Annotated in this window: 17 protein-coding genes; 12 read left to right on the top strand and 5 right to left on the bottom strand. The window is 43.9% G+C overall.

Annotation, left to right across the window (positions count from 1 at the left end; all coding sequences use genetic code 11):
• Window positions 1–12 precede the first annotated feature (12 nt).
• A complete protein-coding gene (gene pta, locus EV202_RS08740) occupies window positions 13–1032 on the bottom strand; it encodes a phosphate acetyltransferase (RefSeq protein WP_106069856.1) in 1020 nt (339 codons plus the stop codon).
• A gap of 316 nt (window positions 1033–1348) precedes the next feature.
• On the opposite strand from pta, the gene EV202_RS08745 reads away from it, so the two are divergent.
• The 4 genes from EV202_RS08745 to EV202_RS08760 are packed head-to-tail and all read left to right on the top strand — an operon-like array spanning window position 1349 to window position 4420.
• A complete protein-coding gene (locus EV202_RS08745) occupies window positions 1349–1687 on the top strand; it encodes a CidA/LrgA family protein (RefSeq protein ID WP_106069857.1) in 339 nt (112 codons plus the stop codon).
• Window positions 1684–2379 carry an LrgB family protein gene (locus tag EV202_RS08750; RefSeq protein ID WP_131926744.1) on the top strand — a complete coding sequence of 232 codons (696 nt, stop codon included), beginning with the start codon at window positions 1684–1686 and terminating at the stop codon, window positions 2377–2379. Before EV202_RS08745 ends, EV202_RS08750 begins: the two co-directional genes overlap by 4 nt.
• A 53-nt stretch (window positions 2380–2432) precedes the next feature.
• Complete coding sequence (locus tag EV202_RS08755; protein WP_131926745.1) at window positions 2433–3347, top strand: DUF2156 domain-containing protein; 915 nt, start codon at window positions 2433–2435, stop codon at window positions 3345–3347.
• A gap of 17 nt (window positions 3348–3364) precedes the next feature.
• On the top strand, window positions 3365–4420 hold the full coding sequence (locus EV202_RS08760) for a GNAT family N-acetyltransferase (protein WP_131926747.1): 1056 nt from the start codon (window positions 3365–3367) through the stop codon (window positions 4418–4420).
• A gap of 2 nt (window positions 4421–4422) precedes the next feature.
• Here the strand turns inward: EV202_RS08760 and EV202_RS08765 are convergent, their stop codons facing one another.
• From EV202_RS08765 to folP, 4 genes are all read right to left on the bottom strand, one after another.
• Window positions 4423–5742, bottom strand: a complete 1320-nt coding sequence (locus tag EV202_RS08765) for a TldD/PmbA family protein (RefSeq protein ID WP_131926749.1) — start codon at window positions 5740–5742, stop codon at window positions 4423–4425.
• A gap of 28 nt (window positions 5743–5770) precedes the next feature.
• Window positions 5771–7309: a TldD/PmbA family protein gene (locus EV202_RS08770; RefSeq protein WP_125238224.1), complete on the bottom strand. Its 1539-nt coding sequence runs from the start codon at window positions 7307–7309 to the stop codon at window positions 5771–5773.
• 61 nt (window positions 7310–7370) lie between these two features.
• Window positions 7371–8135 (bottom strand): diadenylate cyclase CdaA, encoded by a 765-nt coding sequence (gene cdaA / locus EV202_RS08775; RefSeq protein ID WP_106069862.1) that lies wholly within the window; start codon window positions 8133–8135, stop codon window positions 7371–7373.
• A gap of 7 nt (window positions 8136–8142) precedes the next feature.
• Entirely contained in the window at window positions 8143–9006 is an 864-nt protein-coding gene (gene folP / locus EV202_RS08780) for a dihydropteroate synthase (protein WP_106069863.1), read from the bottom strand.
• A 220-nt stretch (window positions 9007–9226) separates the two neighbouring features.
• On the opposite strand from folP, the gene EV202_RS08785 reads away from it, so the two are divergent.
• The 8 genes from EV202_RS08785 (at window position 9227) to EV202_RS08815 (ending at window position 16279) form a co-directional block, all read left to right on the top strand.
• Window positions 9227–10204 carry a hypothetical protein gene (locus EV202_RS08785; protein WP_131926751.1) on the top strand — a complete coding sequence of 326 codons (978 nt, stop codon included), beginning with the start codon at window positions 9227–9229 and terminating at the stop codon, window positions 10202–10204.
• Between the two features lie 168 nt (window positions 10205–10372).
• Entirely contained in the window at window positions 10373–11572 is a 1200-nt protein-coding gene (locus EV202_RS08790) for an ATP-binding protein (RefSeq protein WP_131926753.1), read from the top strand.
• Window positions 11573–12259: 687 nt separating this feature from the next.
• Window positions 12260–12781, top strand: a complete 522-nt coding sequence (locus tag EV202_RS08795) for an isopentenyl-diphosphate Delta-isomerase (RefSeq protein WP_207903438.1) — start codon at window positions 12260–12262, stop codon at window positions 12779–12781.
• 215 nt (window positions 12782–12996) lie between these two features.
• Window positions 12997–13155 carry a hypothetical protein gene (locus tag EV202_RS15060; RefSeq protein ID WP_165899414.1) on the top strand — a complete coding sequence of 53 codons (159 nt, stop codon included), beginning with the start codon at window positions 12997–12999 and terminating at the stop codon, window positions 13153–13155.
• 112 nt (window positions 13156–13267) lie between these two features.
• Complete coding sequence (locus EV202_RS08800) at window positions 13268–13834, top strand: carboxypeptidase-like regulatory domain-containing protein (RefSeq protein WP_165899415.1); 567 nt, start codon at window positions 13268–13270, stop codon at window positions 13832–13834.
• A gap of 26 nt (window positions 13835–13860) precedes the next feature.
• Window positions 13861–14415, top strand: coding sequence for a hypothetical protein (locus tag EV202_RS08805; protein WP_131926759.1), 555 nt, complete (start codon window positions 13861–13863; stop codon window positions 14413–14415).
• A gap of 83 nt (window positions 14416–14498) precedes the next feature.
• A complete protein-coding gene (locus tag EV202_RS08810) occupies window positions 14499–14951 on the top strand; it encodes a Crp/Fnr family transcriptional regulator (RefSeq protein WP_131926761.1) in 453 nt (150 codons plus the stop codon).
• 236 nt (window positions 14952–15187) lie between these two features.
• On the top strand, window positions 15188–16279 hold the full coding sequence (locus EV202_RS08815; RefSeq protein ID WP_131926763.1) for a prenyltransferase/squalene oxidase repeat-containing protein: 1092 nt from the start codon (window positions 15188–15190) through the stop codon (window positions 16277–16279).
• The last annotated feature ends 109 nt before the right edge of the window (window positions 16280–16388 follow it).

Consider the following 16388-nt stretch of genomic DNA (forward strand, 5'->3'; position numbering starts at 1 on the left):
TTAGATTAAAAGTTATTCAGCGTTCGTTTTGGCGGCAATAGCCTGATTGGCCGTGATGGCAATCATGCGGTAAACATCTTCGATGGAGCAACCGCGCGAGAGGTCGTTCACCGGACGGGCGATGCCTTGCAGAATAGGACCTACGGCATCGGCATGTCCCAAACGTTGTACCAGTTTATAAGAGATGTTCCCCACTTCAAGGCTCGGAACAATCAGTACATTGGCATTGCCGGCAATCTTTGAACCCGGCGCCTTGTTTGCGCCTACTTCGGGAACCAAAGCCGCATCTGCCTGCAACTCGCCGTCGATGGCCAGTTCCGGATCCATCTCTTTGGCAATCTTCAGGGCTTCCACCACCTTATCCACCACTTCGTGCTTGGCAGAACCTTTGGTTGAGAAGCTGAGCAAAGCCACTTGGGGATCCATGTCTACAACCGCCTTTGCCGTGCGTGCCGTGCAAACGGCAATCTGTGCCAACTGCTCGGCATCGGGCACCGGAGTCACAGCCACGTCGCCCATCACCAATATGCCGTTCTTGCCATATTCGGGAGCGTGTGTGAGCAACAGCATGGCACCTGAAACACACGTAATGCCGGGAGTGGTCTTGATAATCTGCAAAGCCGGGCGAAGTACGTCGCCGGTAGTATTGCGGGCACCTGCCAACTGACCGTCGGCATCGCCGTTCTTTATGATCAGGCAGCCCAGATAAAGCGGATTGAGAACCAGCTTGCGAGCCTCTTCGATAGTCATGCCTTTTTTCTTGCGAAGTTCGAACAGCAATTGTGCATATTCTTCTTTCTTGGGATGGTCTTCCGGATTGATGATGGTGGCTTTGTCTATATTTCCCAGTCCCCACTCTTGGGCACAAGCGTGTATTTCTTCCGGATTGCCCAGAAGAATCAGATCTGCGATACCGTCAGTCAGAATCTGGTTGGCGGCTTTCAAGGTACGTTCTTCCGTACCTTCAGGAAGAACAATGCGTTGGCGATCGGCTTTCGCACGTTCAAGAATTTCATTAATTAATCTTTGCATGATATTTATTGTGTATTATGAATAGGCTGCCCATACTTTTCACTTCGCAAAAGTACGCAATTTTGCAATATCAACATTGCAAATGCCTCTCTTTTTCAATGCTTGCTCTCAATTATTATAATATTTAACATTAAATAGTAAGGAAAGGAACGTGTGCGCACACAACATCTGTTGAAAACGTAAATTCCATAGGCAATCTGTATGATGCCTTAAAAAAAGAGAATTGTTGCAACAAGCAATACATAGAATACCTACCTTTGCAGCGTTTTTAAAACATACAACAATAATCTGCCGGTCGATTTAAGACCTTATTCTTATGATTCGTCAATGTGCCATCCTCTTTGGATGTTTAGCTTTGGGTGAGTTGGTTGTCTTCCTCACAGGCGTGAAGTTACCTTCCAGCATCATCGGTATGCTGCTGCTTACCTTGTTTTTGAAGTTGGGTTGGATAAAGTTGCACTGGGTGCAAGGCATGTCCGACTTCCTGGTTGCCAATCTGGGGTTTTTCTTTATACCGCCCGGAGTGGCCCTGATGCTCTATTTCGACATTATCGCCGCCGAATTCTGGCCGATAGTCGTAGCTTCATTGGTCAGTACTTTGTTGGTGATTGTCGTCACCGGATGGGTTCATCAATTAACACGTAAAATGAAATGAGTTTCTTAGAAAATAATTTTTTCTTGCTGGCCGTCACTTTCGGTGTGTTTTTCTTTGCCAAACTGCTGCAAAAGAAAACCGGTCTCATGCTGTTGAATCCTATTCTGTTGACAATCGCTATCCTTATTGTCTTATTGAAGTCGGCAAATATCAGCTATGCTACCTACAACGAGGGAGGGCAGTTGATAGAGTTTTGGCTGAAACCAGCCGTCGTTGCATTGGGGATGCCTTTGTATCTTCAGTTGGAAACCATAAAGAAACAGTTGCTCCCCATCCTGTTGTCCCAATTGGCCGGATGTATCGTAGGTGTTGTTTCCGTGGTGCTGATAGCTAAACTGATGGGGGCTTCTGATGAAATCATCTATTCGCTGGCGCCTAAGTCGGTCACCACACCGATTGCCATGGAGGTCACCAAGTCGTTGGGGGGCATACCTTCATTGACTGCCGCAGTTGTGGTGTGTGTGGGGTTGCTGGGAGGAATATTGGGCTTCAAGACCATGAAGCTGACCCGTATAGGCAGCCCCATGGCTCAAGGCCTCTCGATGGGAGCCGCCGCTCATGCGGTGGGCACTTCTACCGCCATGGAAGTCAGCAGTAAATACGGTGCATTCGCCAGTTTGGGATTGACGCTGAACGGCATTTTCACGGCCTTATTCACACCTGCCATTCTGCGTTTGTTGGGTTTGTTCTAACAAAATCTACCAATCTTTGTTATTTCTAACAACTTCAATCAACTAAAACATTTATGATTTCATTTAAGGATATCGAATTAAGCGACAGGGAGCTTATCATCCGCTACACGCAGAACAGTCCGCGAAGAAACTGCGACCTTTCATTCTCCAATCTGTGCAGTTGGCGTTTTCTGTACAACACCCAATTTGCCATTCTGGATGGTTATCTGTTGTTGAAGTTTTGGGCCGAAGAGGAACTGGTATATATGATGCCGATAGGTAACGGCGATTTGAAAAAAGTGCTGGAGGCCTTGATAGAGGACGCCCATCAGGAAGGAAAGCCTTTCTGTTTGCTGGGCATTTGCTCCGGCATGTGTTCGGAGCTGGAAACTTTCATGCCCGGAAAATTCCAATTCACTGCCGACCGTGATTATGCTGACTATCTCTATCTCCGCACCGACCTCGCCACGCTCTCCGGAAAGAAGCTTCAAGCCAAGCGGAACCACGTCAACAAATTCAAGCGCACTTACAACTACGAGTATACCCCTATCACACCCGACCGCATTCAGGAATGTCTGGAGCTGGAAGCCATCTGGTGCAAAGCCAACAATTGCGACCAACATGAGGGAACAGGCAACGAACGCCGTGCATTGGTCTATGCACTTCATCACTTTGATGAATTGGGACTGATGGGCGGTATCCTTCATGTGGATGGCAAGATTGTGGCCTTTACCTTCGGCATGCCCATTAATCAGGACACCTTTGGGGTGCACGTCGAGAAGGCAGATACAAGCATTGATGGGGCATACGCAATGATTAACCATGAATTTGCAAAACATATTCCCGAACAATATATCTATATCAACCGGGAAGAAGATTTGGGCATTGAAGGTTTGCGCAAGGCCAAGCTGTCTTACCAGCCTGCCATAATTCTGGATAAATACATGGCCTGCTTGAAAGGCGAACCGATGGAAGCGATAAAGTGGTAATAGATGCAATGGACCGGATGAAGCAGAAAATAAAGAATTTGTGGAGGCTGTGTTTCAATGACAGCGAGGAATTCGTAGAGATGTATTTCCGTTTGCGCTATCATAATGACGTCAATATTGCCATAGAAAGCGGGGAGGAAGTGATTGCCGCCCTGCAAATGTTGCCTTATCCGATGACGTTCGGGGGGAAAAAAATCAAAACATCTTATATTTCCGGAGCTTGTACGCATCCCGCCCATCGCAATCAGGGAACGATGGGCGCATTGTTGTCGCAAGCATTTATGCGTATGCTGGACGGTGGCGTTGCCTTATCTGCTTTGATTCCTGCAGAGCCTTGGTTGTTTGGCTATTATACCCGCTATGGTTATGCACCCGTGTTCAATTATAAAGCGAGTGATTTTGTGGTTGCGGACATTCCTGCTCCCAATCAAGGATATGCGCTGAAGATGGACGATCAATGTGAGGAAAAGGAATATGAATACCTGAACCGGAAATTAGGAGAACGCGCTTACTGCATCCAACATACAAGCAAAGACTTTCGTGTTATTCTTGCCGATTTGCGATTGGGGCAGGGACATGTCTGCACTTTGTTTGAAGAGGGGAGTGCCCGACAAAAAGATGACACAATGCAAGGAAAGGAGCGTATTGTTGCGCTGGCTGTCGTTTATCCGGCGGGTGGAAACAAATGGCGCATAGGAGAAATTGTGTCGGACAGCTCTGAGACATGCTCCTTGCTGCTTCAAAACATTTGCCGTGAATTGAATGTTCCTTCTGTCGAGGTGCTTGCTCCTCTTGCTGCCGGTGAAGCCGGTTTGCCTTTAGGAATGGCGCGTGTCATCGATGCTAAGGGCATGCTGGATCTCTATGCGGCCATCCATCCCGAAGAGGAGGCCTGCATCTGCCTCACCGACGAACAAATAAGCGGGAACAACGGCTGCTACCACTTGAGTGGCGGTAAATGTATGAAAAGTGCCAAGTGTCTGCCCGGCAGACACTTAGCACTCACAATCGGTGAACTCACCGCAAAAATATTCGAAACATCAAGCCCTTATATGAGCCTGATGCTGAACTGACGTTATAATCCACTGAAGTCCACTCCATCGAATACCAGTGAAGGTATACGCCAAGAAGAAGAGATACGGGGATCATTGCCTACGGCCACCAAAGAAGACCAGAGGGTAATCATATTGCCGGTTACGTTCATCTCATTGACCGGTTGAACCAACTTGCCGTTTTCAATCAGGAAGCCTTCGATACCGTACGAAAAGTCTCCGGTACTTTTGTTGCTGTTGCCGCCGTTGAATCCGGTAACCAATATGCCCTTTTGCACATCTGCCACCAGACCGTCCAAGTCTTTGTTCCCCGGTTGCAGTATCAGCAGAGAAGGTGAACTGATGGTTGGCTCCACACCCATTTTCTTGGAGTTATACGTGTCGATGAAATAGGTCTTCAATGTCCCGTTTTCAAATATCGGACGGCGTTCGGTTGCCACGCCTTCATTATCGAAGTAACGGGCGCCACGGGCTCCGATGAGATGAGGCTCATCCATTAGATTCAGCTTTTCGGAGCCGACTTTCGTATTCAGCTTGTTCAGCAGGAACGAACTCTTTTGCTGGAGAGCGGAGCCATACAACGCACTCAACAATGGGCTGAGCAATTGACCGGCATTCATCGGATCGACTACCATGGTATACTTGCCCGAAGCGGCTTTACGCTGTCCCATTTTCTTCAATACACGTTCCAAGGCTTTTGTCCCGATACCCGACTTTTTCAGTTTGTCATAAAACATTGCCGAGTCGTACCAATAAGAAGAAGGACGTGCTTCCCCTTCGCCTTTCACTGCCACATCGGCCGATACCGAGAACCAAGTGGACTTGGATTCGCCTTCAAAACCGTTACTTGTCAGACGATAGGAAGCCTCTTCGCCATCGCTGTAAGAACTGCCTACCGATATGATGCGCTCATCTTTTCCTAAGACCTCTTCGGCTGCGGCACGGGCAATAGCCACCTTGTCGTCGGGATTCAGGTTGTAGAACTTATCGTCGAACAGTTGCAAATCGGGCTTTCCGCCTTTATAATAGCGGGAGGAGTCGGGCAATACGCGCGCTTCGTCTTCTGCCAGATAGCGTGTGGATTCGATGCCATTCCTGATGAAACTTTCCAATTCCTTTTTATCCAGACGGTTGGTGGAATAAGAACCGTATTTCCCGTCTACATACAAGCTGATGCTCAAGCCGCTTTCGGAAGCCTGTTGCAATTTATCCATCTTGGCGTCACGCAATTCGAACGATGCATTGGAGTTGGAATACAGCACCAACTTGGCTGCCTGACAACCATTTTTCAGGGCATAATCCATTGCCCATTGTGCCAATTTCTTATTATTATCCGTAATCATTTCGTTTAATTTTCAGTTTTTCATTTTGTTAGCTTTCTCCCCCTACCGTCAGTTTGCTGACCAATGCCGACGGCATGCCGCAGGTCACAGGGCAGGACTGTCCGTCTTTGCCACAAGTCCACGTACCGTTGTCAATCTTGTCGTTATTGGCAACCATGGTAATGTCTGCCAATGCTTTCGGTCCGTTGCCGATGATATTGATGTCCTTGATGGGCTGTGTCAGTTTGCCGTCTTCAATCAGATAACCGGATTTCACGAAGAAAGTAAAGTCGCCGGCACCGATCTGTACCTGTCCGTTGGTGAAGTTGTCTACAAAGATGCCGTTCTTCACGGTAGAAATAATGTCTTCCTCCTTCATATTGCCGGCTTCCATATAGGTGGCGCGCATACGGGGAATAGGCATATTGCGGAATGTGTCGCGACGGCCGTTTCCGGTAGGCGTTACGCCATAATGTTTGGCACTGATGCGGTCGTGCAGGTAGCTGGTCAGCACACCGTCTTTCACGATATAAGTTTTTTGTCCTTCCACACCTTCATCGTCGAAGTTTACAGAGCCCCGGTTGAAAGGAATGGTGCCGTCATCCACCACGTTGATATGCTCGTCGCAAATCTTCTTGCCGAAGAGGTCGCAGAAGATGGAAGTGCGCTTGCGATTGAAATCGGCTTCGAAGGCATGTCCGATGGCTTCGTGCAGCAGGATGCCCGAACCTCCTGCACCCATAACCACAGGCATCTCGCCACCTTTGGGCTTGATGGCCTTGAATAGGATGGAGGTGTTGTCCACTGCTTCGCGTGCAAGGACTTCAACGATATCGTCTGTCATGAATTCAAATCCTTTGCGGTAGGAGCGGCTGGCATAGCCATTCTCCATTTTTCCGTCTTCTTCCATGATACAGACTGCCACGAACGAAACCATGGGGCGGTAGTCATAGTAGCTCACTCCTTCGGAATTGCAGAACAGCACATGAGAAGTGTTGTCGGTGAGATAGGCCTGCACCTTGCTTACACGTTTGTCTAAAGAGAAAATCTTCTCGTTCAGTTTTTCAAGATAAGGGATTTTGGCCTTTACGCTCACGTCTTCCCAAGGTTCGGTAACGGCATAGCGGCTTTTGGCTATTGTCTTTTCCGTCAGTCCCACTGTTTTGCCGGCCTTGCCGGAAGAGGCGATGCGGGCGGCAGTGCGGGCAGCGCGTAACATTTCGTCCAACGTGACGCCTTCTACATAAGCATAACCGGTTTGGTCTCCTGCCAAAACACGCACGCCCATGCCGAAGTCGATGTTGGCGCCGCAGTTGTTTACCTTGCCGTCCATCAGGCTTACATTGTTGTTGAATGTGTGTTCAAAATAGAGATCGGCATAGTCGCCGCCTTTTTCCAATGCGGCAGCAAGCACTTTCCTTACATCGGCTTCTGTTACGCCGAAATGATTCATTGCCGCAGCAACGGCAGATTTGTCATCTGCTCCTCCCAATGCCTTCCGTACGGATGCAGGCATAGCCAACGACGGTACTGCCAGCGAGCCTAATGCCGCCAGACTTCCCGTCCTTAAAAAATTTCGTCTATCCATCTTTTTTCTATAAATTGGTTATAAGAAACTGTTTCTTTTTTTTCTTTCTTCGGGCCGTCGGTCAATTCTCCTTTGTCAACAGGCTTTCAAGCTCTTCTGCGTTCAGGCACAGGTAGAACTGCCCTTTGTATGCCACGGAGATGGCGCCGGTTTCTTCCGATACGATGATTGCGTGTGCGTCCGAGGCTTGGGCGATTCCCATTGCGGCTCTATGGCGTAAGCCCAATTCTTTGGGAATATCCAGGTTGTGCGATACCGGCAGGATACAGCCTGCTGCTTTGATGCGCTTCTTGCTGATTACCATGGCTCCATCGTGCAGCGGACTGTTCTTGAAAAAGATATTTTCTATCAGACGCTGGTTGATGTCGGCATTGATAACCTCGCCCGTGCGCACCACGTCGTCCAAAGGCATGTTGTGCTCCATGACAATCAAGGCGCCTACTTTTTGCTTTCCCATGCTGATGCATGCCATTACTATCGGCATGATATCTTCATGCTCCAACAATTCTTTCTTGTTGCCGGTGAAGAAACGTACCAATGCGCTGGCATGTTGGTGCGAGCCGAGCGTAAGCAGAAAACGTCGTATCTCTTCCTGAAACAAGATGATGAGTGCCAATACACCCACACTGACCAATTTGTCGAAGATAGAGCCAAGCAGCTTCATTTCCAGCACTTGGGATACTACCAGCCATATCAGGATAAATACCAGAATACCGGTAAACACATTGATGGAACCGGAGGCTTTCATCAGTTTGTACGTATAGTACAACATGAGCGCCACCAGCAATATGTCAATGAAATCTTTTATGCCAAATTCTATAAACACAAGCTATCTATAATTTATGATTCGTATTTTTTCTCATGGCCTCCACTATTTTCACGGTCTCCACGGCTTCCTTCACGTCGTGAACCCGGATGATGTCGGCTCCTTTCAGCAAGCATATCGTATCGATCACTGTGGTGCCGTTCAGGGCTTCTTGCGGCGTGTTGCCCAGCAGACGGTATATCATCGACTTGCGAGACACTCCTACGAGCAAAGGTAATTCGAAGATGCGGAACTCTTCCAAATGTGCCAGTAATTCGTAGTTGTGCTCCAACGTTTTCCCGAAACCGAATCCGGGATCAAGGATGATATCTTTCACGCCGAGGTCGCGCAATTGCTGCACTTTACGGGCGAAATATTGAAACACTTCCTTCAGCAGATTGTCATAATGCGGATGTTGCTGCATGTTCTGCGGGGTGCCCTGCATGTGCATCATTATATAAGGTACGTTCAGTTCGGCCACTGTGCGGAACATGCCGGCGTCCATCTCTCCGGCTGCAATGTCGTTGATGATGGCCACTCCGTATTCTTCCACGCACATGCGAGCCACGTCGGCACGAAAAGTGTCGACTGACACCACGGCATCCGGACACGTCTTGCGCAGTACGGTGAGGCCTAAGCGCAGGCGTTCCATCTCTTCGCGGACAGAAACGTCGGCGGCATCCGGACGGGAAGAGTAGGCGCCGATGTCGATGATTCCGGCGCCATCCTTCAGGATTTGTTCTGCGCGGCAAGCTATTTCCTTCTCCGTCTGCATGCGGCTGCCGGAATAAAAAGAGTCGGGAGTTACGTTCAATATCCCCATGACGCAAGGGGCAGATAAGTCCATTAGTCGGCCGTTGATGTTTATATAATAGGGTTTCAAGGCTTCCATAAGCGGTTTTTCTGTTACATTTCTGCAAATGTAAACAAAAAAGTTGTAGTTGGTGCATGTCGGTAATCATAAAATGAGGAATGCTGCACGGAATGTGTTCCGATTCCTTTTCTTTGTTCGAGGATAAAGTCATATCTTTGCCCTCCGTTTTTAAAGGGGCGTTCGGGTGTGCTGCATACCCGGACTGACTTTGTGCACAAAAGAAAAATATGACCTTGTTATGACTTTGATACGTTTCTCTCTGTTTGCCCTCCTTTTGGGCTTGGCGGCTTGTTCCGACCCCGCCTATGATGTGTTGCTGGATTATGAAAAATCGCTTTGCCGTGCCGACTCGCTGGTGCAGGCAGGTGTTGCCGATAGTACGCAGACAGCCGAAATGCTTTCCGAACTGCACCGCGAGTACAGCCGGGCAAAAGAGCTCTCCGATGGAAAACGTGTGCGCATGCAGCCTGCCGACAAGCGGAAACAGTTTCTGTGGGGAGCGTTCAGTGCCCTGATGTTCGGTTTGAACATCTGGTTTTCCATTCGCGACATCAAGTTCCGCGACGACCGCAAGCACCGCCGCTATTTGGTGGATTTGAGCGAAAACGAACAACGCCTGCGTAACAACGAGCGCGAACGTGAAGAACTGAAGGCGTGTCTGGAGGAGATGTCCCTGACCGAAGCGGAGCGTGAAGAGGTGCACCGTTCGCTCACGAACCTCATGGCACACGGCAACCGCCTGCATGAGGAAAACGAATCGCTCCGCACCCGCCTCAAGGAGTACGAGAAACGCCCTGTGCCCCGCGAATTGGAATTGCTCAAGAAAGAGGGCGAGCGTGCCCGGCACCTGAATGAGCAGGTGCAGGTTCTCTCTTCTGCTTTGGTGGAGGGCGATGAAGTGGTGGAACAGCTGCGCCGCCATCCCAGATTTCTTACGGACGATGATTGGGAGTATTTACAGAAACTTGCAGACCGGGTGTACGATAACTTCACCGGACGGTTTTCTCAGCACTTCCCTCAACTTACGCCTGCCCACCGCCAGCTTTGCCTGCTCATCCGCCTGCGCTTCAGCAATGCGCAGATTGCCACGTTTACCGCCGTATCCCCCTCCTCGGTGTCTCAACAGAAATTCCGGCTGAAGAAACGGCTGATGGAGGCAGACGAAGCGTTATTCGCCAACGGGGAGACGATAGATGCCGTAATTGAACGCTACTGAAGCTTATAGAGACTTCTCCTTTATTAATATGTACCGGTTAAAGCTTGTTTGCTTTCTGTAAAAAGCAAAATGTGTCTGTTTTTGCTTTCTGCTCTAAACAAAAAACGGGAGCTTTTGCTTGTTTGTCCGAGCAAATGAGTATATTTGTCATCTAATCTTCTTATTATTATGGATAGTCTGTTTATTAAACAAGAAAGATTGCTGGCACAGACAAGTACCCAAATTGTGCGGGAGCTAATGAATAAGATTCATTGGGACAATCGATTGATTGCTATCAGAGGCTCCAGAGGGGTGGGGAAAACTACATTAATGCTGCAATACATCAAGCTCAATTATCAGTCGGGCAGTCGTGAGGCGCTTTACTGTACGTTGGATAGCATCTATTTCACAAACCATACTTTGCTGGACCTTATAGAGCGGTTTTATTTGCAGGGGGGCAAGCGGTTGTTCCTAGACGAAGTGCATAAATATCCCTCATGGAGCAAGGAGCTGAAAGAGGCTTACGATTTATACCCCTCTTTGCAGATAACCTTTAGCGGTTCTTCTTTACTCAATATCCTGAATGGTGATGCCGACCTTTCCAGACGTTGCCTGCCTTACGATATGTACGGCTTGTCGTTTAGGGAGTTCCTGATGTTCTACAAAGATATTCGTATGCCTGTTTGTTCTTTGACGGAGGTCTTGGAGAATGCGGGTGAGATTTGTCGGGAGATGAACGAGAAGTGTCGCCCTATACAGATGTTCGATGAGTATCTGCACGAAGGGTATTATCCTTTCTTTACGGGAAACAGAGAAGATTATTACATTAATATCGAGAATGTGGTCAACCTCATATTGGAACAGGAAATGCCACTGTTGTGCGGTGTAGATCCTGCCTATATCAGAAAACTTAAAGCGTTGTTGGGCGTTCTGGCGGTTTCTGTTCCCTATGAGGTGGATATCTCTAAACTGGCAGGGTTAATCGGGCTTACCCGTAATTCAGTGATCGCCTATTTGCAAAATCTGGATAAGGCGGAATTGCTGACATTGCTTTATTCTGACAGCATGTCTGTCAGGAAGATGCAGAAACCTGATAAGGTTTATCTTCAAAACCCCAATTTGCTTTATGCCATTGCTTCAACTCCCGTGCAGATTGGTACGGTAAGAGAAACTTTTGTCGTCAGTCAGCTTGTCGTGAATCATGAGGTGGAGTATGGGAAGATGAAAGGCGATTTTGTTGTAGACCATACCTATATTTTTGAAGTAGGCGGTGCCGATAAAAACTTTAAGCAAATAGCCGGTTTGCCGAACTCTTTTGTGCTGGCCGATAATATTGAATTCTCCACAGGCAGCAAACTTCCGCTGTGGATTGTGGGACTTACTTATTGACCGGGCTTTTCCTTTATTGCTTTATTACTTTTTGCGGCATTAGGTGGCATGCATTAAGTGTGGAAGGTTATGTGTATTGATTGTCAGATACTGGGCGTGTTTGTGATTATAGGAAATATGTTTACGAAAATCACTCCTTTCCCTCTTCTTTTGTGATAGAAAAAGACATCATCTTTTCTCACTCCTATACAGAGGGTAGATCAGTATACGACTGATGTACCCTCTGTCGTATACTGATGTGGCATCAGTCCTATACTGATCTACCCCCTCGCCAGAAGGTGTTCTGGCAGGGGTAGGAGATTGTATTCTGATAGTTGGCTGAGAAAAACGGATTGGTTTAGAAATTTTGTTACAAATATAAGTGCCCGATAAAACCTGTGACAATAGGCAGTATATCGAATAAGGCTCTATGATGTTGATTTTCAATAACCCTGTTACTTATTCTATTTAAACTCTAATATTTATTGAAAAAATAAGCCTCTCAAATATTATTCTATCGACTGTCCGCTAATTTTCGGCCTGATGAGAATGTAGAGAGCTTACTTGAATGATTATCATGAATTCACTTCGGAATGAATGGCTTTTACCGAGAAAATTAACTTCGGTTATTATTTCATCTTAGAAAATGCGTATTTAGTTTGATTCTAAAATATTTTTTTATTCTTTTGCGAAAAAGCAATGGGATGTATGGATATAAACATGGTATTACTGACTAATGGGCAGATGATAGAAAAAATGTCGGCTCATAGACAGGGTTTGCAGCATTATGCTTTTTCTATATTTATATTTAACTCGGAGAAAGAGTTGTTGCTGCAACAGAGAGCCGGACATAAATATCATTCTGCCGGGTTGTGGACAAATACTTGTTGTAGTCATCCTCACAGTATAGATTTGTTGAGGCTTGAAGTTGAAGCGGAGCAAAGGCTGATGTATGAGATGGGGATAACTTGCCCGCTACGATGCCTATTTCGATTTTCTTATGAAGCTGATTGCGGTGGTTTAATAGAAAATGAGGTGGATTTTGTTTTTGTAGGCTATTCTGATGAGGAGCCTGTGATTAATAGGGAGGAAGTGGATGCCTATTCATGGAAATCTCTTTCATGGATACAACAAGATAGGAAACTTTATAAAGAGAAATACACAGAATGGTTTCACTTCATATTGGAACATTATAGCGAAAGATTGATAAATTATATCCGGTTGGATTAAAACACCTTATGTTTAACAATTTTAAAATTAAGAAACTATGAACAAGAACAATGAAGCGTTGGTTCAGAAATTCCAAGTTACGGAATTGGAACAAAGATTGGAAATGGCGAAATGGACGGCTAAAATCTCATCTACACAAACAGTCAGCTCTAACGGGACAAGAAGTATTTCGAGTACTCAGGAAATAAGTGTGAGTTGGTGAAAATAAATTGAGTATGAAAAAGAAAATAGAAAAGATTTTTGTTCAAGAAAGATTTTCGGTAGAACAATTAGAGCAACGATTAGAGATGGCTAAATGGAGCCTTTTTGTGAAAAGTTCTCAAAATTCTAAAGATGGATTTTCTGTTTCTGGTGGTGTTAGAGCCAGCTTTTGATAATTAATAATCTATAAGGGTAAATGTGCCAAATAATTATATTTTGGCACATTTATGTTTATTTGCTTAATGTCTGAATATGATACGTTTTGTGTGTTTTTTAATGGAGATTGTGTTAGTAGAAACACTCATAGCGCAAGATGTCCGAATTGTTGATGCAAAGATTGTTGACGAAAGTAATGGACAGAATCTTCCTTATGCTACAGTATATATTGCTCCTAATCAAGGGACAATATCTAATCAAGAAGGAGAGTTTTCAATATCTGTTTTGTCAACGGATAATTTGAAGATTTCTTATGTTGGTTATGAGAGTGTGCTAATTCCGGCAAATGATGTACCAGCAGTTATTAAATTGCGTCCCTATTCTATACTGTTGTCAGAAGTTATTGTCAAACCTGTCAATTTACATAAATTAGTACAGCAGATTTTTGAACAACAAAAAAAGCAAATAGAGAAATACAAGAACTATGAGTCTGCATTCTTTTATAGACAAATCACACAGATGAATTCAGAATGCAATGAAATCATGGAGACTTTTTTTAATTCTAAATCCGTGATTTGTCTTCGTGATTTGAATATTGTTGCAGGGCGATATGCTAAATTGGAGAATGACTCTGTTCATGAATATCTTTCTTTTGAGGATTTTTTCGTTATTCTCAACTTACCCCTATTCGTGTAAAAAAACTTAAAAAGAAAGAGACTATTGTGCCATTAATGAGCGATTTCTCTAAATACTATACTTTATCTTATGATGTTTTGTCGTCAGAGCAAAATTATATATATAAAATTATTTTTACTCCTAAAAAGATTGGTAAACGGTTTATAATAGGAGGAACTCTTTATGTTGATTCTTCAACATTGGATATAATACGTATAGAAAGTATGATTATGATGCCTGTCGTTATGTGGCATAATGGGAAAATGATAGGACATCATAGGCTTGCTGATATGAAGATTGCTTTGAACTATAAATTGATGGAACATGTTTCTGTTGTGGAAACAGTAAATGTACATTGTGAAATTAAAACAGAAACAGACTTTTATAAGTTTAATTCTATTTTATATAATATGGGAGACAAAATTGAAAATAAGAAAAGTAAATCTCCTAAGTCTAATATGTTGAAAGTTGTGGAAAAAATGAACTATGACCCTGCTTTTTGGAAAGATAAAGCCATTATCAAGCGTACTCCTTTGGAAAAATCGGCAATCGAGATGTTTGAAAAGAAGAATTTATTCGGAACGTATTCTCTGGATAAATAGTCGATATATTTGTATTGGCATCAAAGGCTGTCAAACAGTGGGCAATAAGCTGTTTTTTCAACTGTTACTTGAAATACAATACTATGAAAGGAAGAATAACAGCATTAATAGAAAAAAACTTATGCATGGAAAAACATAAGATTCAGTTAACAGAAAAAGATATCGATTTGATTGAATCAAGTTTTAAAAAGTTTAAGGTGCATAAGGGTGAATGCTTGATAAAGAAAGATGAACTTGAAAAGTATATGTATATTGTAGAAGATGGTATATTTCGCTACTATACATGTAATGAAATTCATCAAGAAGATACTTTTTGGTTTGTTTTTAAGGATGAGTGTCTAAATCCCGGGTGTATTCTAACCTGTGACACTCCTTCTTTATTCAATATACAAGCTCTGTGTGAAAGTATTGTATGGGGTATACATCGTGATGTTTTATTTAATATATGCGAAGAATCTATGGCGATTAATAGTATAAAACGCATATTAGTGGAGTATTTTGCAAAAAAAACAGTCAAAGAGATTATTGCTTTTTAAATTACTTCCTAAGGACAGATATTTGTATTTACTGGAAAATGAGAAGGATTTGGTGCAGCAAATTCCTTTAAAATATTTGGCCTCATATATTGGAATTGCTTCTCCTTCTTTAAGCCGGATTAGAAACAGGTTGATAAAATTGTCACTTCTGTAAAGGTGTTGATGTCGGTTATAATAAGAAACTACCATACTACAACAAGATGAGATTTCAAGTAGTTAAGAACTAAAAGGAATTTATGAATATACAAATTAGGACATATAGCTTATCAAATATCAGGACCCAATCGGTGGTACGTGAAATTACTAACTATGTGAAAACACTTTCTCTGCCCGATTCTGTAAAGAAAGAAATACTGTCATTTGACTTTATAAATGATAATCCATCTTATTATGTGGATTATCCTTATTTATTCGTGAAGGATGTTTTGAATGAAAGGAAAATCAATCGTTTATGTATTGCAGGCGCATTGTACTATCAGTCTATTATTATGATAGACCGGGTGTTGGATAAAGACTGCCCTTTTGATTCTTTATTCCCTATCATAAATATTTGTCAAGAGGAAATTGTAAAAATATTGGTGGATTTGATTGGGAGTGAATCAGACTTTTGGGTAAAATGGAATGTGCATAAGATGGAATATATGAATGCATTCAAAATAGATAGAACTCACACAATTCATTCATTCAAAGATTTTGAAGTTCATGCCGACAATAAGTCTTCATTGGGGAAAATAGCCATTGATGCTTTGTGGGAATTGGGAGAAATATCTTCTTATGAGTTATATACAGCATTACTAAAAATACATAAATCCTTTTATTGTGCATTCCAGCTATTAGATGATATTGGTGATATAAAAGAAGACTATACCAAAGGACAGTTTAATGTAGTGATTTGGCAAATAAAAGAAGCTGTTGCTACAGGAAAACTGCCACAAGAAGCATTGGATAGTGCAGAAATGATAGCCAAGAACTTTTATCTATCAGATATAAGAATCATGTTGTATCGTAAAGCTTTGGAATATGTGGATGAGGCTTATCGTCTGTCTATTCAGTACGGCTTATCATATTGGGTAGAAGAAGAGTGTCGTTTGTGGAATACTATTGTTTTACAAACGTTGAATATAGATGCTTATATAAAAGAATTGGAAGCCGCCCTTTCTTTATCCAATATTTTCTCTAAAAGAGAAACTGTTAATTCTGCTATTTCAGATGGAATATTCTTTATCGAATCTCGCCAAGAAGAAGATGGAAGCTGGGTGGATTTTTGTAATAATGCAGGAACAAGTAATACGTGGAGCACAGCTTTCGTATTATTTATATTGAAGTGATTTAAACTAATTGATCAAATGATAAACAGCGTACTAATAGCTAAAATTGTTATATTATGGGTGAGCAAACTCATTCATAACAACATCCTCATGTACGCTTTGTTGGACA

Source organism: Prevotella heparinolytica (assembly GCF_004342845.1).
Lineage (GTDB): Bacteria > Bacteroidota > Bacteroidia > Bacteroidales > Bacteroidaceae > Bacteroides > Bacteroides heparinolyticus.